This is a genomic window from Actinomyces provencensis (assembly GCF_900155435.1).
GTDB classification, from domain to species: domain Bacteria; phylum Actinomycetota; class Actinomycetes; order Actinomycetales; family Actinomycetaceae; genus Pauljensenia; species Pauljensenia provencensis.
In genome coordinates, this window is the sequence record NZ_LT700212.1 from 2,545,697 (window position 1) to 2,566,090 (window position 20,394).

The window sequence follows — 20,394 nt, forward strand, 5'->3', positions numbered from 1 at the left end:
CAGGTCCGACGCGGGCTGGTGCGCGCAGGCGAGGGGTGGCGTGGGGGCACCGCCACGGCGGACGGGCCCCCACGGGGAATGGGCGCCACCGCGCGGGAACCTTCCCGTGCCTCGCCTAGACTGCTCGCATGACGGACACGACCTCGGGCACGGCCACGGGCGCCGCTGCCGGGGCTGCACCACCCCCGCCGCGCCTCCCACGCCCCGCCTACTTCGCCGATCGCCTCCCCCTGCGCCAGCGCCGCACGGAGGACCTCATCGACGCGGCACTCGCAGCCATCGGCATCGCCGTGGTGTGGCTCTTCGGCCTCTACGCCCACTCCACCACCGCCGGCGTCGTCGACGACGTGCGCAGCGTCCTCGCCAATGTCATCCGCCAGGTCCTCCTGCTGCCCGTCACCCTCATCGAGGGTCTCGTGGTCCTGGTCGCCCCGATCGCGATCATCATCTCCCTGGCGCAACGCAGACGGCTGGGCTCCATCGTGGAGTTCCTCCTCTCCGGCACGGTCACCGCGCTGGCGGGCTGGGGGCTCCTCACGGTGCTGGAGTACGTGCCCGAGACCGTCACCGCCCCCCTGCGCATCACGGCCGACGGGCAGTCCACCATCGTCCTCAACCTCGCGATCATGTCCCTGGCGGCGGCCTTCTCCACGGCCGACGAGTCCTCGAACATGCGGTCCGTGCGCTACTCCTGGTGGGGTCTGTGGACCATCACCCTGCTCGGGGTGATCCGCGGCGTCATGACCCTGCCGGGCGCCCTGATCTCGGTGCTCATCGGGCGGACCTTCGGTTCCATGGCCCGGTGGGTCCTCGGCTTCGAGGACCGCCGCGCCACCGGCATCGACATCGTGGAGGGCCTGCTCTCCATCGGGATCGTCCCCTCCCGCGTCATCCGCACCGACCTGGAGACCGCGGTGGAGCCCCTCTCCACCTGGGCCATCGAGGAGGTGGACGACGGTGACGAGGGCGCGCCCGACATCTCCACCGCCCGTCACCTGCACCAGTCCGACACCGACGTCGACCTGGTGGAGTACACCGTCACCCGACGCCCCGAGGTCGACTCCTCGCGCCACTACCAGGCCTGGGACGAGGCCGGGGTGGCGCTGGAGATCATCGTGGTGGACCCCGGCCGTGAGATCACCGGGACCATGGTCGACGTGTGGAACAACCTGCGCCTGCGCGGGATCTCGCGCTGGATCTCCCCCTCGATCAAGGCGAATGCGGAACGCGCCATGCTCACCTCCCTGTCAGCCATGCGGGCCGGGGTCCACGTCCCCGAGCCCCTCGGTCTGGCACAGGCCGGCGACTCCCTGCTGGTCGTCCACCGCGCGCTGCCCCCCACCACGACCCTCCACGACGCACCCGAGGAGCTCCTCACCGACGCCGTGCTCGACCAGGCGTGGCGACAGTTGGCTCGCGCCCACTCCCGCGCGATCTCCCACCGTGACCTCGGGTTCGACTCCGTCGTCCTGGACCCGGCGGGCACCGTGTGGCTGATGGACTGGGAGCGCGGCGAGGTCGCCACCACGGAGCTCAACCGACGCATCGACATCGCCCAGATGCTGGTCCACCTGGCCGTCTGCGTCGGCACGGAGCGCGCCCTGGCCTCCGCACGGAGGGTGGTCGGGGAGACCGTCCTGCGAGCCAGCGCCCCTGCCATCCAGAGGGCCGTCCTGCCCAATGACGTCAACGCGGCGGTGCGCCGCACCGACCTCGTCACCGAACTGCGCGACGCCATCGTGGGCGACTCCCCCACCGAGTCCGTCCAGATGCTCAATCTCCAGCGCTTCGCCCCGCGGACCGTGATCATGGTCGGCATCGGCATGGTCGCCCTCGTCGTGGTCCTGGGCACGATGAACTTCCAGGACATCGTCACCGCCGTGACCGAGGCCAACCCCGTCTGGATCCTGGTGGCCTTCCTCCTCGCCTCCCTCACCTGGGTGGGCGGGGCGATCCCGCTGGTGGCCTTCTCCACGGAGAAGGTGCACCTGCGCGACGCGGTGCTGGCCCAGGTCGCCGCCTCCATCGTCACCGTCGTCGCCCCCGCCGGCATCGGTCCCGCAGCACTCAACCTCCGCTTCCTCAACAAGCAGAAGGTCCCCACGGCGATGGCGGCCACCACCGTCACCCTCATGCAGATCTCGCAGTTCCTCACCACGGTCCTGCTCCTGCTGGTCGTCATCCTCACGTCGGGCTCGACCCTGGGGGTCTCCCTGCCCTACACCGCCATCCTCGCGGTGGCAGCCGTCCTGATGGTCGTCATCGCGGTCGTGGTGGCCATCCCCCGCATCCGGACCTGGATCTGGGAGAAGGTCGAGCCCACCTGGCAGCAGGTCTACCCGCGCGTGCTGTGGCTGGTGGGCCAGCCACGTCGGATCCTGGCGGTGCTCGGTGGGAACCTTCTGATGAACGTCGGTTTCATCGGCTCCTTCGCCGCCTCGCTGGCCGCATTCGGTGGGCGTCTGGACCTCATGGCGCTGTCCGTGACCTACCTGGCGTCGAACTCACTGGGCTCGGTGGTCCCCTCCCCCGGCGGCATCGGCCCGGTCGAGGCCGCGTTGACGGGCGGTCTCCAACTCGCGGGAGTACCCCTCTCGATCGCGCTGTCCACCGCGGTGGTCTACCGCCTGGTGACCTTCTACGGGCGCATCCCCTTCGGCTGGGTCGCCATGAAGGTCATGCAGAAGCGCGACCTGCTCTGAGGCCCACCCCGTGACCGGGGCAGCCGAGGTGTCCCCGCACGCCGGTGTCCGCCGACGACGGGGGAGGGCCACCCGCCGCCCCGGCGACGTCAGGCACGCCGGTGGGTGCCGGCACCCCCGGGACGCCGGACCCCCTCACTGACGGTCCGACATCGCGATGTTCGCCGAGATCGCCTGTCCGATGCGCGTGCGGACGTCCTCGTCGACCCAGGAACCCTCGGGGAGCCCGGCGGTGCGCCCGCCCTCGTGCAGCCCCAGGATCCCCTCCCACAGGGGGACGAGCTCCTCGTGGTAGGTGTGCCCGTGCCCGCCCGGCGCGGTCCCGGCGACGGGCAGGTCGGCGAGCACCTGGATGAAGGTCGCCACGCGGGTGAACTCCATGTCGGGGGAGACGTCGCGCCCGGCCTTCTCCCGCAGCCAGTCCGGCCGGTTCCAGAACATGTCCCACCAGCACCAGACCACCGGGTCGGAGGGGTGCTGTGCGTAGACGACCCTCGGGTGCCCCCACGGTCCCAGCTCGCGGCCGTAGACGTCGGCGCGCAGGTCGTCGGGGACGTTGACGAAACGCACGTGACGGGCGTTGTCGTAGACGGGGGCGACCTCGGGGCTGCCGCGGTGGCGGGCGCGGGTGAGCTCGCGGTGCAGGGGGGTGAACGAGGGCGTCCCCACCCACAGCGCACCCGACACCTCGGCCAGGACGTCGTCGAGGTCCTCGAAGACCTCCTGGGAGGCGAAGGCCCCCAGGGACTCCCCCGACACGTACAGCGCCGGACGGTGGTCCTCGGGCAGGGCGTCCAGGGCACGTCGGACCGCGTGGAAGAGCTGGCGCGAGGCCTCCACCGACACGTCCAGACCGGTGAGGAAGTTGATCGAGGACGGCACGTAGGAGTACTGCATGGACGCGGTCGCGCAGTCGCCACCCGTCAGGTACTCCACGGGCTGGACCTGCCACTCGTCCACCCACCCCGAACCCGTGGCAGTGCTCACCACGATCACCGCCCGCTCGAAGGCGCCGGTGCGGCGCAGCTCCTCGACGACCACCGCGGCCCGGGAGGCCAGGTCGTGGGGGTCCTGGGGCATGCCCGCGTACACGCGGATCGGTTCGAGCGCGGGACGCCCGGTGACCGCCTCGATGTCGCTGCGACGGGGTCCCCGCCCCAGGAAGACCCGTCCCTGTCCGCCCACGGACTCCCAGGAGCTCAGGGAGTCGGGAGAACCCGAGCGCTCCGGCTCGTGGGGCTGGTAGATGCCACGCGCGGTGCGGGTGTTCATGGTCCAGGCGTGGCGGGAGAAGAACCTGATCGCGCCGTGGAGCAGGACCCGGGAGGTGAGCACGAAGACCAGCAGACCCACCGACGCGACCGCGATCAGCCAGGCCACCGGTCCCGGCACCCACCGCACGAGCAGGTTCACCACTCCCTGCCCGACCCAGGCGAGGGCACCCACCAGGCCGAGGAGCACATAGGCCAGGACCAGGGACCCCACGACCCCCAGCACGTAGCCGCGCAGGGTCTCCGCACGCATCTCCACCAGTCCCGCGGCACGCCGGGAGGCGAGGAAGGACATCACCACGGCGCGGAGGAACCAGAGGAGGAACAGGGCGACCAGGACCCGCCGGAACCAGGACTCGGCCCCCTCGCTGGCGTGCACGCTCAGGCCCGTCCAGTACATGACCCACGAGCCCGCGGTCTCCAGCACCACTCCCAGGATGTACCCGACCGACATCAGCACCCCGGAGACCGCCGCGTGCCACCACCAGCTGCGCGGGAGGAGGGAGGGGGAGACCGACACCGCGTACATCACCAGGGCGACGATGAGGCCGAGCAGTGAGGTCGGGAGCATCGGGTCCCTCCTCTGGGGGCCGCTGCCGTGCGGGGACGGCGGGGGTGTCGCGGTGTGGTGGGACGCCGTCGGCGAACCGGCGGGCGGCTCCATTGTAGGGAAGGCCCCCACAGCTGCGGGAAGGGGTCCCGATGGTGACGTGGACCCCTGTGTGGTGGGAGAATCCGGGCATGACGACATCACCGTGGATGCACTCCGCCCTGCCCGCCCTGCCCGACGGACTGGCCGCCCTCGCCGCCGGTGTGGACCTGCCGGACCCCATGGATGCCCCTGCCCTGCGGTGGGGCGTCATCGGGGCCGGCGGGATCGCCCGGACCTTCGCCCGTGACGTGCCCCGCCACACCCGCTCCACGATCCACGCCGTGGGGGCGCGCGACCTCGACCGGGCACGGGCCTTCGCCGAGGAGTTCGGTGCCGCCCACGCTTACGGTTCCTACGAGGAGCTGGTGACCGACCCGGACGTCGACGCCGTCTACGTCTCCACCGTGCACCCCATGCACGCCCGCAATGCGCTCCTCGCACTGGAGGCCGGCAAGCCCGTCCTCGTGGAGAAGTGCTTCACGATCTCCGCCCGGGAGGCCCGAGAGGTCCTCGACCTGGCGGGACGCTCGGGCCTGTTCGCGATGGAGGCGATGTGGAGCCGCCAGCTGCCCCACTACCGCGTCATCCGCCAGGTGGTGGAGAACGGTCTGCTCGGCCGCGTGGTCTCCGTCCAGGCCGACCACGGACAGTCCCTGCTGCACGTGCCCCGCCTGGTCGATCCCGCACTCGGGGGAGGTGCCCTGCTCGACCTGGGCGTCTACCCGATCTCGTTCCTGCACTGGGTGCTCGGCAAGCCGCCCGTCATCTCCGCCACCGGACGTCTCCTGCCCTCCACCGGAGTCGATGCGGCCGACGCCGTCACCTTCGGCAGCGACTCGGCGATCGGCGTGGCACGCTGCAACCTCGACGGCCGGTCCGCCACGTCCGCAGAGGTCGTCTTCGAGCGCGGTTCCCTGGAGCTCCCCGTCCAGTTCTACCGTCCCGGTGTGCTGCGCCTGCGGACCTTCCCCCAGGGTGGGCCCGGCGACGGCACCGTCGTCGACTGGGACGCCACCCTTCCCGGCGGCTTCCAGTACGAGGCGGCCGAGGTCGCGCGCTGCCTGGCGGAGGGGGTCACCCAGTCCCCGGCCATGACCTGGCAGGACACCATCGAGGTCATGGAAATCATGGACGAGGTCCGCGCACAGGTGGGAGTCACCTACCCCTGGGAGTGACCCTCCCCTCCCCCTCCCCTCCCCTCCGCCGAAGTCCGCTCTGTTCTGGGGTCGAAGTCCGCCCTGTTCTGGGGTCGAAGTCCGCCCTCATTGGCAGCGACCGCCACCTCCAGGATCGACGTGCGGTGGCGCGCCCCCGTCCGGGATCGCATTCCCCATGCGTACCTCCGTGCCCGCATCCCTCTGCCCCGTCCGGGTCCCGGCGTCCCGCCCCCCCTCGTCCCTCGCCCCCCGCCCGGCGCACGGCATCCACACGCAGTGGCGCTCTTCAACTCCGCCAGGGCGGACTTCGGTAGCAGAACAGAGCGGACCTCAGTGTCAGAACAGAGCGGATTTCGACCCTCGAACTGAGCGGACTTCGCCGGGGTCGGGGACGGGGTCGGGGACGGGGGTGCGGCGCGCGGTCCACAACAGCGTCGTGTACGGGATCGCCACAGGGATGCCGGGGACCAGCCCGCGGTGGTCGAAGAGGTACCAGGACAGGTTGCCCTGCATGCGGCGCCGCTGCGCGGGATCCGCGCGCAGGTAGGAGGAGCGAGTGGTGCCCAGTTCCATGAGCCGCTCAGGCGTCATCGCGTCCGCCCACTCGACCTGTGTCAGCTCCGGGACGGTGAATGCCGCGCCCAGGTGAGGGGGCCGGTCGGGCCGGTGGACGTCACCGGAACGCATGATCCGGGTCAGGCGATGGATCCAGGGCACGGCGACGTCCATCTGGTTCCACACGATCGCCACCGCTCCCCCGGGACGCAGCACCCGGTGCGCCTCCCGGGCCGCGGCGGGCTCGTCCAGCCAGTGCCACGCCTGGGCGCACACGACCAGGTCCTCCGACCCCTCGGCCAGCCCGGTGCGCTCCGCCGTGGCGTCCAGGACCCTCAGGCGCGCAGGCCCGCGTACGAGGGCGGCTCCCGCAGTCCGCCCACCCAGTGACGCCAGCTGGGCGCGCATGGCGGCGGCGGGCTCCACCGCGTCCACCACGAGTCCCCGTTGCAGCAGCAGCCGCGTCATCTTGCCCGTTCCGGCCCCCAGGTCGACCACGCGCCGGGTTCCGCCGACCGGTGCCGCCAGGGCCTGCTCGACGATGCGTCCCGGGTAGTCCGGTCGCACCCGTGAGTAGGCATCCGTCCCGGAGTCGAAGGGGTTGTCCACGCCGCGCAGCCTATGCGCCGACGGGCTCCGCGGTCATCCCGGACAGCCGGTCGCGCGCACCTCACTCCGAAGGAACCCACGCCAATCGCCCCACTCGGGCACACCTGACGGCTCCACGCCCTCGCCGGACGCGCTGGCCACACTGCGTCCGGCGGCCCCCACCGCACGAGGACGCAGCCGACGACCAGTGAGCCGCGAACAGGCCCGGACCACTCGCGCACGGGGGAGAATGATCCGGTCAACGGGACACGGAACGCCGGGAGTCCACGGGCGGAGGGGACACATGGCCGGAGTCGCACGCAATCAGCAGCCTGCGGCACGCCGCCGCCAGGAGCTGCTCGAACTGCTGCGCAGACGTGGGAATGTGGCCGCCGCGGACCTCCCCGAGGTCTTCGGCGTCTCCGCCGAGACGGTCCGACGAGATCTGCGCATCCTGGAGGACCAGCACGAAGTGGTCCGTGCCTATGGCTCGGTCCGGGCAGCGGAGTCCGGCACCTTCGAGACCACCAAGGAGTTCCGTGCCGCCCAGTTCGCCGACGAGAAGGCACGCATCGCACAGGAGGCCTGTGCACGTCTGGGGCGGGCCGAGACCGTGTTCCTGGACGAGGGCCACCTGCCCCTGGTCATCGGGCGCGCACTGCCCACCGACCGCGGGCTCACCGTCATCACCACCTCCCTGCCTGCCGCGGCGGAGCTGGCGCGACGCCCGGGGCTCACCATCATCTCGGTGGGGGGCCGCGTGCGTCCCTCCACGTTGGGGGTCGTGGACCAGTGGGCGCTGTCAGTGCTGGGCTCGATGGAACCGGACCTGGCCTTCATCGGTGCCAACGGTGTCACCGCGGAGGGCTGGCTGACGACACCGGACCCGGCGGTCGCCGCCATCAAGCAGGCGGCGATCGCCGTGGCCCACCGGCGGATCTTCGTCGGGGACCACTCCAAGTTCGACCACTCCACCTTCGTGCGCTTCGCCAGGCTCGCCGACTTCGAGTGCGTGGTCACAGACCACGAGCTCTCCGGCTCAGCCGCGCGCCGCTACTCCGCCCTCGGCACGGAGGTGGTGCGGGTCTGAGAGCCGCACCACCCGGCTGGACCCTCGACACACACACCGGTCACACACCCCTACGTCTGCGGTCACGGCCATCCAGTGACGGCGGTCGACAGGAACCGGGTCGGAGACAGGCGCGCAGGTCCGCCCTCGTCGATGCCTGCCGACATGCAGGCGCTCCCACAGGAACCGGTCACCGTCCCGACGCCACTCCTCGGTCCAACCCGCCCGGATCCGTCGCACACTCGCAGATGTCGGCGAACAACACCGCGGTCGTGCCGACGTGATCGAGAGGGCGAAGATGTCCACCACACCCACCGGGCCCACGGACCTGCTGCACCGCATCGGCTTCCCCGCCGACTTGACACTCGGGTTCCTGGCCATCGTCGTCTTCGTCATCGGCGACGGCATCGAGGCCGTCTGGATCATCGACTACCTGCACCACGACATCGGCTACAGCGTCGGTCAGGCCTCCCTCACGGTCACCGCCTACGGGGTCGTCGTCGCCGTCGCGGCGTTCCTCTCCGGCGCCCTGTGCGACGCCATCGGACCGCGCCGCGTCATGGAGATCGGCCTGGTCTCCTTCCTCATCTTCGACGCCCTCTTCATCACCGTGGGCCTGCACGCCGGGTCACTGCCCCTGCTCCTGCTCGTCTACGGGCTGCGCGGCTTCGGCTACCCGATGCTCGCCTACGGCTTCCTCACCTGGATGATGATGGTGACCCCACCCCAGCGTCAGTCCTCGGCCTCGGGCTGGTTCTGGTTCGCCTTCTCGCTCGGGATGCAGATCATCGGCTCCTACCTCTCCTCGCTCCTCCTGCCCCGGGCGGGCGCGGTGCCGACCCTGTGGGCCGGGTTCACCCTGGCGGCCATGGGTGGCGCACTCACGCTGGCCTTCCTGCGCCGCCACCCCTCGGCCTCGGCCACCAAGGGGATCTCCGTGGGGGCCTCCCTGGCCTCGGCGGCCTCGGTGGTGTGGCGCCACCCGAAGGTGGGCATCGGCGGCATCGTCAAGGTCATCAACCTGGCGGGCCAGTACGGGCTGCAGGCCTTCTACATCGTCTACCTGCACGCCGTCCACGGGATGCCCCTGGAACTGGCGATCCTCGAGTTCACGATCTTCGGGGTGGTCGCGGTGGTCGGCGACGTCGTGTGGGGCATCCTCGGTGACCGCATCGGGTGGAGGAACACCCTGCAGTGGGCCGCGACCCCGATCTGCGCGCTCTCGCTGGTCTACCTCTACGCGGTCCCGAACCTCGTCGGTCCCGACTTCTGGCTGATCGCCCTCGGCATGGCAGCCATCGGGATCGGCCTGTCGGCCCACGTGCCCACCACGCCCCTGGTCATGGCCCATGCCCGGGGCGAGACGGGCAACGCGCTGGCCATCCTCAACCTCGGCGCGGGGCTGGGTGCCTTCGTCGGCCCGGCCGTCGTCACCCTCCTCGTCGGGCCCGCGGGGTTCCGCGGCGTCGCCCTCGCCCTGGCGGGTCTCTACGTCATCTCCTTCGTCCTGCTCTTCGCCCTCAAGCTGCCCGGCAACGCCCGCGTCCTGCACTCCGCAGCCGCCCTCCCCCTCGGGGACGAGGAGGACGGCGACGAGGGCGACCGGGAGCAGGACCACGAGCGCGGCCACGAGCGGGACCGCGAGCGCGACCACGGGCAGGACCGCGAGCGGGACCGCGGCCACTCGGACCCCGTCCCCGCACACACCACGCTGTCCATCGGGACACCGGTGGCCTGAGCCCCGGACGAGCCCGACACCGGGCGATCCGCCCGACGACCCACGATGCCGACCCCCCCACCCCGGACACGGGACACAATGCACACAGNNNNGGCCAGGGTGCGGGTGGCCTCCACCCGACTGGTGAGGAGGGTGCGCCTGTAACCACTGGTCCAGGGTCGGTTGCCGATCCCGGCACCCGCCAGGTTGACCACGGCGTCGACGTCGTCCAGCCCCGGGCCTGAGATCACGTGGGAGCCGGGGTCCCACGGGCGCTCGTCAGGGCCTGAGGCCTCCCGACGGACCAGGCGGACGATGTCGTGTCCGTCAGCGGCCAGTGATGCCCCCAGGGCGGTGCCCAGGAGTCCACTGCTTCCTGCGATGGCAACCTTCATGGGCCCAGCCTATGTGCGCCAGGTCACCCACGCGCGGGCACGCCGGGCGGAGCACAGCCGCAGGGCACGCATCGACGGAGACGGCACCCCCACCGCCACCGCGGCGCGCGGGGGCCGACCTCAGGTCCGCACCACCAGGTCGGCCAGGGTGCGCGGCCGGTTCCGGCCCACATGCCGCTCCTCCTGCCTGGCCCACATGTCCCACCAGGGGCGGTAGGCCTCGCCGTCGCGTTCCATGGCGCGACGGTGACGCTCGCCGTCCTCCGCATCCACCCAGATGCGCAGGTCCGCGACGCCGGCGGTGACGGGGGTGAGGGCACCGGCACCCTCGACCACCAGGGGCACGCCCGGAGTCACTGCCACCAGGCGGGCCACGCGGTCCGCCGACCAGTCCCACCGGGGCCAGGAGCGGCGTGCGCCGGTCAGCAGTTGCTCGGTGATGCGCGTTCCCGCCCTGAGCCCCTCCCACCCCGGGTACCAGGAGTCGAGGTGCAGGGTGTGCGCGCCCGCCAGTCCCGCGACGCGCAGGGCGGGGGCCAACTGGTCCGCCAGTGTGGTCTTGCCCGAGCCCGAGCGCCCGTCGACCACGACCACCGGTGCGCCCCACCGGGTGGGGGTGCGCGTGTGTGGGGCGTCGCCCTCCTCCCACCCGACGCAGGCCCGCACAGCCCGGTGGACCAGGGACGCGGGCAGGGCGTCGCCCTCGTGCCAGTGCAGGACGGCGGGCACCTCAGCGCCCCAGGGGCTGGAAGACACCCCAGTGCACGGCCGCCCCCAGGGCCACCACCGGGATGGCCACGCAGATCGCCATCAACACCGCGTCCGCCACCCCGACCCGCGAGGGACGGGCCCAGGTGCGGGGCACGTCCGCACCGAACCCGCGCGCCTCCATGGTCAGGGACAGCTTGGCGGAGCGCCGCAGGGCCAGGACCAGCAGTGCGAAGGCTCCTGCACCGAAGGCGGCCAGGCGGTTGCCGTCCCCGATGCCCCGCACCCGCCGCGCGCGGCGCAACGCGTGCCAGTCCCCGACCATGAGACCCGCCATGCGGACCCCGGCCAGCGAGGCGAGCACGGGGCGCGCCGGCAGGCGGAGCACCTGGGAGAGCCCGTCGGCCATGTCGGTGGGGTCGATGCGGGAGAGCACTGCGATGGCGGGCAGACCGAGTGCCAGGACACGCACGAGGATGGCCAGCGAGAGCGTCACGGAGTTCTCCGAGATGACGGCCGGCCCGAACTGCCAGTACACGTGCCCGCCGGGGGAGGCGTAGAGCAGCATGGACAGGGCCGCCAGCGGTGCGGCCACGAAGAGGGGCAGCATCCGCAGGAGCAGGCGGCGCGGACTGGTACCGACCAGGGGCAGCAGCAGGAGCTCCACCCCCAGCGCGATGGAGGCCGAGAGCACGTCAATGGTGACCATCAGCGGCGTGGTCATGACGACCAGCCCGAGGAACTGCACGACGGGGTTGACTCGGCGCAGGAGGTCCCCGCGCAGGGCGGCGCGCCACGGCGAGGGAACGGGCTCCGGGACCGCCGGGGGGAGCGCGGGACGTGTGGCCGACGAGGGCGACGCGGGCCGCGCTCGCTGCAGCGACGAGGGCGGGACCGGTTCCGCCGGTCTCCCGGGAACCGTTCCGTCCACGGTCGGTCCGTCCGCACCGACAGGTGTGCGCGGGTCCCGGCCGACGTCGGAGAGGTCGATGACATTGCCGCCCATGGCGGCCACGAACGAGCGGTCATGGGTGATGGACACGATCGTGGTCCCTCGTGCCACGGCGTCGCGCAGGATGCCGACCAGTTCCAGCCAGGTCGCACGGTCCTGACCGAAGGTCGGCTCGTCCAGGACGACGACCCGGGGGGCGGAGATCAGGGCGGTGGCCACCGACAGTCGGCGCTTCTCCCCACCGGAGAGCGTCATGGGATTGGCGCGTGCCACGTCCTCCAGGGCGAGGGCCCGCAGGAAGCGCCCGACCAACTCGGCCGTCCTCCCCTCCGGGACACCCATGGCGCGGGGGCCGACCTCCAGCTCCTCACGCACGGTGCGGGACACGAACTGGTACTCGGGTTCCTGGAACACCATGGACACGCGCCCGAGCAGCTGGTGGGAGGACCAGGCGTGGGGATCGGTGCGCCCGGGGGCCGGGGCGAGGTCCTCGGCCACGCGGACCTCCCCGGAGACCTGGGGCAGCAGACCGACCAGGGTGAGGGCCAGGGTGGACTTGCCCAGGCCGTTGTCCCCGATGATGCAGGTGGAGACCCCGCGCGGGATGTCGATGTCGATGCCCGCCCGCACCGGGCGGTCCTCCTCGTACCCGATGGTCAGGTCCCGGCCCGAGAGGACCACGGGGTCCTGCACGGCGTCCGCCGCGTGGCCCGCCACCGGGGCCGGGGCCGGACCCGCCGGTGGTGTCCCGTTCCCGGCCCGGACCNCGAGCCCGACACCGGGCGATCCGCCCGACGACCCACGATGCCGACCCCCCCACCCCGGACACGGGACACAATGCACACAGACCGCACAGACCGCACAGACCGCACAGACCGCACAGACCGCACAGACCAGGAGGAACATCCCATGACCATCCCCGCCGCCCCCGACAACCAGACCCTCACCGACGCCCCGTTCGCCCCCACCTACGACCGCACCCGGATCACGACCGGCATCGTCCACTTCGGGCTGGGCAACTTCCACCGCGCCCACCAGGCCATGTACCTGGACCGCCTGATGGGCCGCGGGGAGGCCCTGGACTGGGGCATCTGCGGGGTGGGGGTCATGCCCCAGGACGCACGCATGCGCGACGTCATGGACGCCCAGGGCGGCCTCTACACCCTGGTCCTCAAGCACGCCGACGGGACCCTGGAGCCCCGCGTCATCGGCTCCGTCCACGACTTCCTCTTCGCCCCCGACGACCCGTCCGCCGTCCTGGACGTCATGACGGCCCCGACCACGCGCATCGTGTCCCTGACCGTCACCGAGGGCGGGTACAACATCGACGACGGGACCGGCCGCTTCCGCACCGATGCCCCGGACGCCGTCCACGACGCGCACGAGCCCGCAGCACCCCGGACCTCCTTCGGGTTCATCGTGGAGGCCCTGCGCCGGCGCCGCGCGGCGGGGACCGCGCCCTTCACGGTGATGTCCTGCGACAACCTGCCCGGCAACGGCAACATCGCCCACACCGCGGTCGTCTCCCAGGCGGGCATCGCCGACCCGGAGCTCGCCGCGTGGATCGACCGCGAGGTCTCCTTCCCCAACTGCATGGTCGACCGCATCACGCCGGTCACCACCCCCGCCGACGTGGAGATGGTCCACGAGGAGTACGGCATCGAGGACGCGTGGCCCGTGACCTGCGAACCCTTCGTCCAGTGGGTCCTGGAGGACCACTTCACCCTGGGGCGTCCCGCCTGGGAGGAGGTCGGCGTCCAGATGGTCGAGGACGTCGTGCCCTACGAGCTCATGAAGCTGCGCCTGCTCAACGCCTCCCACCAGTCACTCGCCCACTGGGGTCGACTGCTGCCCCTGGAATTCGCCGACGTGGCCGCCTCCGACCCCGACATCGCGGCGCTGACGCGCGCCTACCTGGAACGCGAGGCACTGCCGACCCTGCGCCCGGTGCCCGGCATCGACCTGCCCGACTACGTGGACACGCTCTTCGAGCGCTTCACGAACCCGGCCATCGCCGACACCCTGGCGCGCCTGGCCCAGGACGCCTCGGACCGCATGCCGAAGTTCGTGCTCCCCACCGTTCGCGACAACCTGGCGGCGGGTCGCCCCGTGACACTGGGGGCGGCGATGGTCGCCGCATGGTCCCTGGGGGACGAGGGCGTCGCCGAGGACGGGTCCGCGATCGTCCTGGACGACAAGCGCGGGGAGGAGCTGGCCGCCGCCGCGGGGCGGCAGCACCGGGGCGACGACCTGGCGTTCATCTCCGACGAGGCGGTGTTCGGGACCCTCGCGCGGGAACCCCGGTTCGTCGAGGCCTTCACCACCGCCCTGCACGGCATCCGCGAGCGCGGGGCCCGCGCCGTCATGCAGGAGCTGGTCGCCACCCGGTGAGCAGCCACTGACCCGCTGAGGCGCGCCGGCAATCGCGTCCGGGAGCCGCATTGCCCAGACCACTGTGCGCCGATTGGGGAACGTCCCACCCAACGGTGGACTTCCCACCCAACGGTGGACTTCCCACCGAGAGGTGGCCATATACCCCCACCGTTCGGTGAGAAGTCCACCGTTCGACGAGTGCCCTGTGAGGGCCGCCCGTCACCCGGGCCGCACCCCTACTCCCGTCCGGCACGCACCTCGGCCAGGGCGGGGACCAGGCGCGGTTGGGTGAAGGTGAACCCGTCGCGCAGCAGGCGGTCGGGGACCACCCGCTGACCGGCGCGTACGACCTCCGCGACCATGTCGGGGCCGAGCACGGGCACCAGCACCGCGGTGGGCAGGCGCAGTCGGCAGGGCCTGCCCAGGGACGCCGCGTAGGCGCGGGCGAACTCCCGCTGGCGCACGGCTCCGGGGGCGGTGAGGTTGACGGGCCCCTCCAGGTCAGAGTCCTCCAGGAGGTGGCGCTGGGCGCGCACGTGGTCCTCCCGTGCGATCCAGGAGAGCCACTGCTCCCCGGAGTCGATGGGTCCTCCCAGTCCCGCCAGGTACAGGGGCCGCTGCATGGCGAGGAAACCTCCGTGGGAGGAGAGCACGATGCCCGTGCGCAGAGCCACCACCCGCACCCCGGCGTCTGCCGCCGGACGCGCCGCCGCCTCGGTGAGTCGGCAGACCCGGGCCAGGAAGTCGTCCCCCACCGATGCGCCCTCGTCGAGGACCTCCTCGCCGCGGTCGGCACCGTAGACCCCCACGGCAGAGGGCACCAGGAAGGTGCGTGGCTCGCTGCGCCGGGGGGCATCGGCCAGTGCCTCGGCCAGGGTGCGGGTGGCCTCCACCCGACTGGTGAGGAGGGTGCGCCTGTAACCACTGGTCCAGGGTCGGTTGCCGATCCCGGCACCCGCCAGGTTGACCACGGCGTCGACGTCGTCCAGCCCCGGGCCTGAGATCACGTGGGAGCCGGGGTCCCACGGGCGCTCGTCAGGGCCTGAGGCCTCCCGACGGACCAGGCGGACGATGTCGTGTCCGTCAGCGGCCAGTGATGCCCCCAGGGCGGTGCCCAGGAGTCCACTGCTTCCTGCGATGGCAACCTTCATGGGCCCAGCCTATGTGCGCCAGGTCACCCACGCGCGGGCACGCCGGGCGGAGCACAGCCGCAGGGCACGCATCGACGGAGACGGCACCCCCACCGCCACCGCGGCGCGCGGGGGCCGACCTCAGGTCCGCACCACCAGGTCGGCCAGGGTGCGCGGCCGGTTCCGGCCCACATGCCGCTCCTCCTGCCTGGCCCACATGTCCCACCAGGGGCGGTAGGCCTCGCCGTCGCGTTCCATGGCGCGACGGTGACGCTCGCCGTCCTCCGCATCCACCCAGATGCGCAGGTCCGCGACGCCGGCGGTGACGGGGGTGAGGGCACCGGCACCCTCGACCACCAGGGGCACGCCCGGAGTCACTGCCACCAGGCGGGCCACGCGGTCCGCCGACCAGTCCCACCGGGGCCAGGAGCGGCGTGCGCCGGTCAGCAGTTGCTCGGTGATGCGCGTTCCCGCCCTGAGCCCCTCCCACCCCGGGTACCAGGAGTCGAGGTGCAGGGTGTGCGCGCCCGCCAGTCCCGCGACGCGCAGGGCGGGGGCCAACTGGTCCGCCAGTGTGGNCAGCACCACCTGGGCCTCCGGGTCCTGCATGACGAGGCCGACACGGTCACGCGCACCGTCGGGTGCCCGTTCGTCCAGTGTGAGCGAGCCGAGCGCCTCGCCCTCGTCCTCCCCCCCCAGCAGCCCGGCGAGCCCGCCCATCAGCGTGGACTTGCCCGCCCCCGACGCCCCGAGGACGAGGACACGCTCGCCCGGGGCGATGTCGAGGTCGACGTCGCGCAGTGCCCACGCCTTGCGTCCGGCATGCCTCCAGCCCCACCCGCGCGCGCGCACCCGCACCCCGGGGGTGGCCCGGGTGGGGGTGGTGCGGGATGCGGGGCAGGTCACGGGTGGGTCCTCTCTGCGGACGGGGCTCGGTGTGCGGGGGTCGCGGGCCGACGAGGGCGTCGCCGGTGTCCTCTCAGACCCTCCCGCGGATCTCGCGACCCGCGGCAAAGCGGTCCAGGGCACCCGTCTGGGCGAGACCTCGCACCAGGAGCCATCCGACCAGCCCCGCGAGCACGATGCCCGTGACGACCTGGGCACCCAGGTAGATGAGGTTGTAGGTCAGGCCCTTGGCGAAGTTGCCGTAGAAGCCCTCGAAGACCCACGCGCCCAGCCCCGCGCCGATGCCGGAGAGGATCGCGACGGGCAGGTTGAACCTGCGGTAGGCGAAGACCAGGAAGATGATCTCGGCGCCCAGGCCCTGGGCGAGTCCGGAGTAGATCGTGGAGACTCCCCACTGGGAGCCCAGCGCCATGGAGACCACGGCGGCGAGGACCTCGACGAAGATCGCGGCACCCGGCTTGCGGATGACGAGCCCGCCGAGCACACCGCCCAGGTACCAGATGCCGGCGACCAGTCCGCCGACGCCGGGTGTCAGGGCGTCCACGACCGTGTAGGCCGCACCCCCCACCTGGTTCCACACCAGGAAGATGATTCCGGTCGCCACCCCCAGGATCGCTGCGGTGACCATGTCCACGACGCGCCACCGCAGGTGGCCGTTGGGTTCGCTCATGTCCGTGTTCCCCTTCCAGGACGTGCACGGTGCGTGCGCACATGGAAGAGAGCATGAGAGCCTTCCTACGCCGGTATGGTCCGGTTCAGGTTCGACGGTCGAGGGCGGGACGCCCTCCTCTCAACCCGGCTTCCCGGGTTCCCGTGGCACTGCGTGCAGTGTAGCGCAGCCGTGCGGGATGCCCGGGGGCGTCCGCCATCGGCTCGTCCCAGACGTCCTGCGAGCTGCTCGACGTCGGCATCGCGGAACTCTTCCACCGGCGCAACGCCTGTCGAGGCGAGATCAGGATGCTTGACGACCCGGAGCGAGGAGATAGGCCCTGTGTCGGCTGGTCGGCGGTGCCGTGGCAGTGATCCACCCCTCCTCGACCAACGTGCGCAGGATCGGACGCAACGTGTTGGCACTCCGTCCAGTCGCAGCAGCAATGTCCCGGACTGAGCTTGCTCGTACGGTGTCGAGGACGTCCAGGACCAGCATCTGGGCCTGCGTGGGACTGTTGGTCGTCCCGGAGATCTTCCGCAACCCAAAGTGTCCGTTGCCGACATCCACCAGGAGCCCGTCGGTGGTGAGTTCCGCAAGGACCTTCCTCGCGTCGTCAGAGTCCATGCCCAGACTCTCCTTCAGCTCAGTCGTACCGACCTGGCCAGTGGTGCGCGCCAACGACAGCGCTGTGTCCGCTGCGATCGGGCGCGGCGCCCCGGGCAGGGAGTCGAGCCACGAGCGCACCTCGGGATCCATCAGACCGAACCGACCCAGGGTCACCGTGACGTGGTCGATGTCGGACTTCGCATAGTCAGGTGCCGGCAGACCCATCTCACGCATGGCGTGAACCATCCTGGGGACGCCGGAACCCTGGTTCTCGCACACAGTTCCTCCCCCGACTGCCCTCGGCACGATGGTGAGCAGCTTCGCGAGCACCTCATTGCGTGACGAGGAACGTCCTTCGAAAACATTGGAAGCCGTGCGATCTCCCCAGAACCCTCCGGGATTCGTCACCTCGACGCGGTCACTGAACACGTCAACACTGACCTGTTGACCCCGGACCCACTCGCTGTAGTCCCTGTGCGTCACAGCATTGGTCACCGCCTCCCTGAGGACTTCCTCGGGGATCTCGGGAACATCCTGCCCTTCCACCCCTTTGACCACACGTCTGGTTCGCAAGTTCCTGAGGATGGCCCGGACGGCATCATCGATGGCCGTGGGCAGCGGTCCGTCACAGATCCTCCGGTCAGAGAATCGGACAGTCGGATCGAGGGACTTGTCCGTCCCGGGGTGAACACTCACGTCGATGACGAGCTGGGGGAACTCATCCTGCGGATAGGCTCCCAGTGCCAGGTACCCTCCCATGGTCGGATGCGTCTGCTCGGTGAGGACGTTGAGTCTGCGCAACACCTTTTCCGAGTCACCTTCTGTGCCGTCCAGGACGTGCGAGCCGAGCCTGCCCTGCCGCTCCAACAGACCTGCCACCAGATCCTGGGACAGGTCCCGGGCTCCTCGATTGACGACAGGCTCACGATCCACGCCGATGGGTCGAACGGCGGTCTGGAGAAGGTACACCTCATAGGTGGACAGGTGCTTGTCCTTGTCGTCGACCCGCTTGTAGCTCCCCTTCTGCAGCCCCTGGGCGACGACGTGGCAGGGCATCCCGATCCCGGGCACGCCCCGGAGGGAGTCGACCTCGACCACCACCACGGGAGCATCCCCGACCTCAAGGCGCCGGATTCGCACAGGGGGAACAGGAAGCACCTTCGGCACACTCCCCGGAGCCACTGAGGTTCCCGCATCCACAGCGTCGATGATTCGCTGCGCATCGAAGCCGGGCGTGGGGGCGAATCCCTCCGACTCCTCAAGCCCGAGAATGATGACACCGCCCGACGTGTTCGCGAACGCGGAGACCGTTTCCCACACGTTCTTCGGCAGGCTTGGTCCCGCGGCCTTGACCTCGATGAGCGAGTCGTCGCTCCCGAGCCGCACCAGGCGCGAGAGGTGGTCCTTCAGCTCATCGTCAGTCATGTCCTCACTGTATACACTGACGCCCTCACTGCATACAGTGAGGGCGTCACTGAAGGCCGCCCGAGGACCTCCCGCCGACGACTCAGGCCTCGTCTGCCCGTGAGAGCTGGGAGAGGCTGCGGTGGCGGTGGACGAGGGCGGCCACGGTCACGGCGACCAACCACACCACGGAGGCGAGCAGGCCCATCCGCGTCTCCGCCTCCAGGCACAGCACCACGACCATCGCCCCCATGAAGGCGATGACGCCCCAGGCCGACGCCGCGCCTCCGGGCAGGCGGAAGGTGGAGGCCTCGTGCAGGTGGGGGCGCCGCTTGAGGTAGACGAGGTAGCAGACCGTGATGATGGTCCAGATCGCCATGAAGAGGGTGGCCGCCATGGACGTGACCAGGGTGAACGCCCCGATGATGGAGTCCCCCTGGGCCAGGAGCACGATGGCGCTGAGCAGCAGCACACAGGACAGGAACAGGGCGTTGCGGGGCACCGCTCGCGGGGAGAGACGGTTGAAGGTCTGCGGGGCGTCGCCGCGCTCCGACAGGCCGTAGAGCATGCGCGAGGTCGAGTAGATCCCCGAGTTTGCCGAGGAGGCCGCCGAGGTCAGCACCACGAGGTTCACCACGGAGGCGGCCGCCCCCAGCCCGGTCATGGCGAACATGGTGACGAAGGGCGAGGTCCCGGGGTCGACCTCGTCCCAGGGGGTGACCATCATGATGGCCGCAAGCGCACCGACGTAGAAGAGCATGACGCGCAGGGGGATCGAGTTGATCGCCTTGGGCAGGGTCCGCTCCGGGTCCGCGGTCTCGGCGACGGTGGTGCCCACCAGTTCGATGCCCACGAAGGCGAAGAGGGCGATCTGGAACCCGCCCAGGAAGCCACCCCACCCGTTGGGGAAGAACCCGCCGTGTGCCCAGAGGTTGGAGACGGCGGCCACCGAACCGGAGTCGCCGACGTGACGGGCCAGCACCATCCCGACCCCCACCACGATCAGGGCGATGATGGCGACGATCTTGATGAGGGCGAACCAGAACTCGGTCTCCCCGAAGGCCTTCACCGTGAGTGCGTTGAGGGAGAAGAGCAGCAGTGCGGTGGCCACCACGGGCAGCCAGATCGGCACCTCGGCCCACCAGAAGCGGATGTACCCGGTGATCGCGACCATGTCGGCCACCCCGGTGACGATCCAGCACAACCAGTACGTCCACCCGGTCACGAAACCCGCCCAGGGACCCAGGATGTCGCGGGCGATGTCGGCGAAGGAGCCGTAGCGCGCATCCGAGAGCAGCAGTTCGCCCATGGCACGCATGAAGAGGAACAGGACCGACCCGATGGTCGCGTACACCAGGAGCACCGAGGGGCCGGCCGTCGCGATCGTCTTCCCCGACCCCATGAACAGTCCGGTCCCGATCGCCCCGCCGATGGCGATGAGCTGGATGTGGCGGTTCTCCAGGTTGCGCTGCAGGGTGCGCTCGGACCCCTCGGTCGTGGTGGTCGGCGTCGTCATGGGACCTTCCGGGACTCGCATCGCCCTCGTCGCGGCGGCGT

General features: G+C 71.1%; 14 protein-coding genes, 1 pseudogene and 1 riboswitch. Of the genes and pseudogenes, 5 read left to right on the forward strand and 10 right to left on the reverse strand.

Annotated elements, in window-relative coordinates:
* Window positions 1-128: 128 nt before the first annotated feature.
* Window positions 129-2,702: a lysylphosphatidylglycerol synthase transmembrane domain-containing protein gene (locus tag BQ9890_RS11185; RefSeq protein WP_075891563.1), complete on the forward strand. Its 2,574-nt coding sequence runs from the start codon at window positions 129-131 to the stop codon at window positions 2,700-2,702.
* A 135-nt stretch (window positions 2,703-2,837) separates the two neighbouring features.
* On the opposite strand, the gene BQ9890_RS11190 is transcribed toward BQ9890_RS11185, so the two are convergent.
* Window positions 2,838-4,544, reverse strand: coding sequence for an alpha/beta hydrolase (locus BQ9890_RS11190; RefSeq protein ID WP_075891565.1), 1,707 nt, complete (start codon window positions 4,542-4,544; stop codon window positions 2,838-2,840).
* 170 nt (window positions 4,545-4,714) lie between these two features.
* Between BQ9890_RS11190 and BQ9890_RS11195 the strand changes: the two genes are divergently transcribed.
* Complete coding sequence (locus tag BQ9890_RS11195) at window positions 4,715-5,800, forward strand: Gfo/Idh/MocA family protein (RefSeq protein ID WP_230297912.1); 1,086 nt, start codon at window positions 4,715-4,717, stop codon at window positions 5,798-5,800.
* 318 nt (window positions 5,801-6,118) lie between these two features.
* Here BQ9890_RS11195 and BQ9890_RS11200 read toward each other — a convergent pair whose 3' ends face one another.
* Window positions 6,119-6,946 carry a class I SAM-dependent methyltransferase gene (locus BQ9890_RS11200; RefSeq protein ID WP_075891567.1) on the reverse strand — a complete coding sequence of 276 codons (828 nt, stop codon included), beginning with the start codon at window positions 6,944-6,946 and terminating at the stop codon, window positions 6,119-6,121.
* Between the two features lie 283 nt (window positions 6,947-7,229).
* Between BQ9890_RS11200 and BQ9890_RS11205 the strand changes: the two genes are divergently transcribed.
* Together BQ9890_RS11205 and BQ9890_RS11210 are read left to right on the forward strand one after the other, a co-directional pair.
* The gene (locus BQ9890_RS11205) at window positions 7,230-8,015 is read left to right on the forward strand and encodes a DeoR/GlpR family DNA-binding transcription regulator (protein WP_075891569.1); all 786 of its coding nucleotides are present in this window, start codon (window positions 7,230-7,232) and stop codon (window positions 8,013-8,015) included.
* Between the two features lie 277 nt (window positions 8,016-8,292).
* A complete protein-coding gene (locus BQ9890_RS11210) occupies window positions 8,293-9,732 on the forward strand; it encodes an RbtT/DalT/CsbX family MFS transporter (protein WP_143226321.1) in 1,440 nt (479 codons plus the stop codon).
* A 101-nt stretch (window positions 9,733-9,833) separates the two neighbouring features.
* Here BQ9890_RS11210 and BQ9890_RS16920 read toward each other — a convergent pair.
* The 3 genes and pseudogenes from BQ9890_RS16920 to BQ9890_RS11220 all read right to left on the reverse strand — a co-directional run.
* Window positions 9,834-10,106 (reverse strand): annotated as a pseudogene (locus BQ9890_RS16920) (NAD-dependent epimerase/dehydratase family protein); the annotation flags it as partial.
* Window positions 10,107-10,226: 120 nt separating this feature from the next.
* Entirely contained in the window at window positions 10,227-10,835 is a 609-nt protein-coding gene (locus tag BQ9890_RS11215; protein ID WP_230297913.1) for a nucleoside/nucleotide kinase family protein, read from the reverse strand.
* A gap of 1 nt (window position 10,836) precedes the next feature.
* Window positions 10,837-12,447: an ATP-binding cassette domain-containing protein gene (locus BQ9890_RS11220; protein WP_326844914.1), complete on the reverse strand. Its 1,611-nt coding sequence runs from the start codon at window positions 12,445-12,447 to the stop codon at window positions 10,837-10,839.
* A 228-nt stretch (window positions 12,448-12,675) separates the two neighbouring features.
* Here BQ9890_RS11220 and BQ9890_RS11225 point away from each other — a divergent pair, with 228 nt between their 5' ends.
* Window positions 12,676-14,157, forward strand: a complete 1,482-nt coding sequence (locus BQ9890_RS11225) for a mannitol dehydrogenase family protein (protein WP_075891573.1) — start codon at window positions 12,676-12,678, stop codon at window positions 14,155-14,157.
* A gap of 218 nt (window positions 14,158-14,375) precedes the next feature.
* On the opposite strand, the gene BQ9890_RS11230 is transcribed toward BQ9890_RS11225, so the two are convergent.
* The 5 genes from BQ9890_RS11230 to BQ9890_RS11250 all read right to left on the reverse strand — a co-directional run bounded on the left by BQ9890_RS11230 (window position 14,376) and on the right by BQ9890_RS11250 (window position 20,353).
* The gene (locus BQ9890_RS11230) at window positions 14,376-15,290 is read right to left on the reverse strand and encodes a TIGR01777 family oxidoreductase (RefSeq protein ID WP_043534798.1); all 915 of its coding nucleotides are present in this window, start codon (window positions 15,288-15,290) and stop codon (window positions 14,376-14,378) included.
* A 120-nt stretch (window positions 15,291-15,410) separates the two neighbouring features.
* Window positions 15,411-16,298, reverse strand: coding sequence for an ATP-binding cassette domain-containing protein (locus BQ9890_RS16370; protein WP_456047832.1), 888 nt, complete (start codon window positions 16,296-16,298; stop codon window positions 15,411-15,413).
* On the reverse strand, window positions 16,249-16,845 hold the full coding sequence (locus BQ9890_RS11240; RefSeq protein WP_075891577.1) for an ECF transporter S component: 597 nt from the start codon (window positions 16,843-16,845) through the stop codon (window positions 16,249-16,251). Before BQ9890_RS11240 ends, BQ9890_RS16370 begins: the two co-directional genes overlap by 50 nt.
* Before the next feature lie 45 nt (window positions 16,846-16,890).
* Window positions 16,891-17,000, reverse strand: a riboswitch (TPP riboswitch).
* A gap of 127 nt (window positions 17,001-17,127) precedes the next feature.
* On the reverse strand, window positions 17,128-18,858 hold the full coding sequence (locus BQ9890_RS11245) for an ATP-binding protein (RefSeq protein ID WP_075891580.1): 1,731 nt from the start codon (window positions 18,856-18,858) through the stop codon (window positions 17,128-17,130).
* Window positions 18,859-18,940: 82 nt separating this feature from the next.
* Complete coding sequence (locus BQ9890_RS11250) at window positions 18,941-20,353, reverse strand: amino acid permease (protein WP_075891582.1); 1,413 nt, start codon at window positions 20,351-20,353, stop codon at window positions 18,941-18,943.
* Between the last annotated feature and the right edge of the window lie 41 nt (window positions 20,354-20,394).

Coding starts and splice junctions, on each gene's coding strand:
- BQ9890_RS11185 (WP_075891563.1), top strand. CDS start 129: ATGACGGACACGACCTCGGGCACGGCCACGGGCGCCGCTGCCGGGGCT.
- BQ9890_RS11190 (WP_075891565.1), bottom strand. CDS start 4,544: ATGCTCCCGACCTCACTGCTCGGCCTCATCGTCGCCCTGGTGATGTAC.
- BQ9890_RS11195 (WP_230297912.1), top strand. CDS start 4,715: ATGACGACATCACCGTGGATGCACTCCGCCCTGCCCGCCCTGCCCGAC.
- BQ9890_RS11205 (WP_075891569.1), top strand. CDS start 7,230: ATGGCCGGAGTCGCACGCAATCAGCAGCCTGCGGCACGCCGCCGCCAG.
- BQ9890_RS11210 (WP_143226321.1), top strand. CDS start 8,293: ATGTCCACCACACCCACCGGGCCCACGGACCTGCTGCACCGCATCGGC.
- BQ9890_RS11225 (WP_075891573.1), top strand. CDS start 12,676: ATGACCATCCCCGCCGCCCCCGACAACCAGACCCTCACCGACGCCCCG.
- BQ9890_RS11230 (WP_043534798.1), bottom strand. CDS start 15,290: ATGAAGGTTGCCATCGCAGGAAGCAGTGGACTCCTGGGCACCGCCCTG.
- BQ9890_RS11240 (WP_075891577.1), bottom strand. CDS start 16,845: ATGAGCGAACCCAACGGCCACCTGCGGTGGCGCGTCGTGGACATGGTC.
- BQ9890_RS11245 (WP_075891580.1), bottom strand. CDS start 18,858: ATGACTGACGATGAGCTGAAGGACCACCTCTCGCGCCTGGTGCGGCTC.
- BQ9890_RS11250 (WP_075891582.1), bottom strand. CDS start 20,353: ATGACGACGCCGACCACCACGACCGAGGGGTCCGAGCGCACCCTGCAG.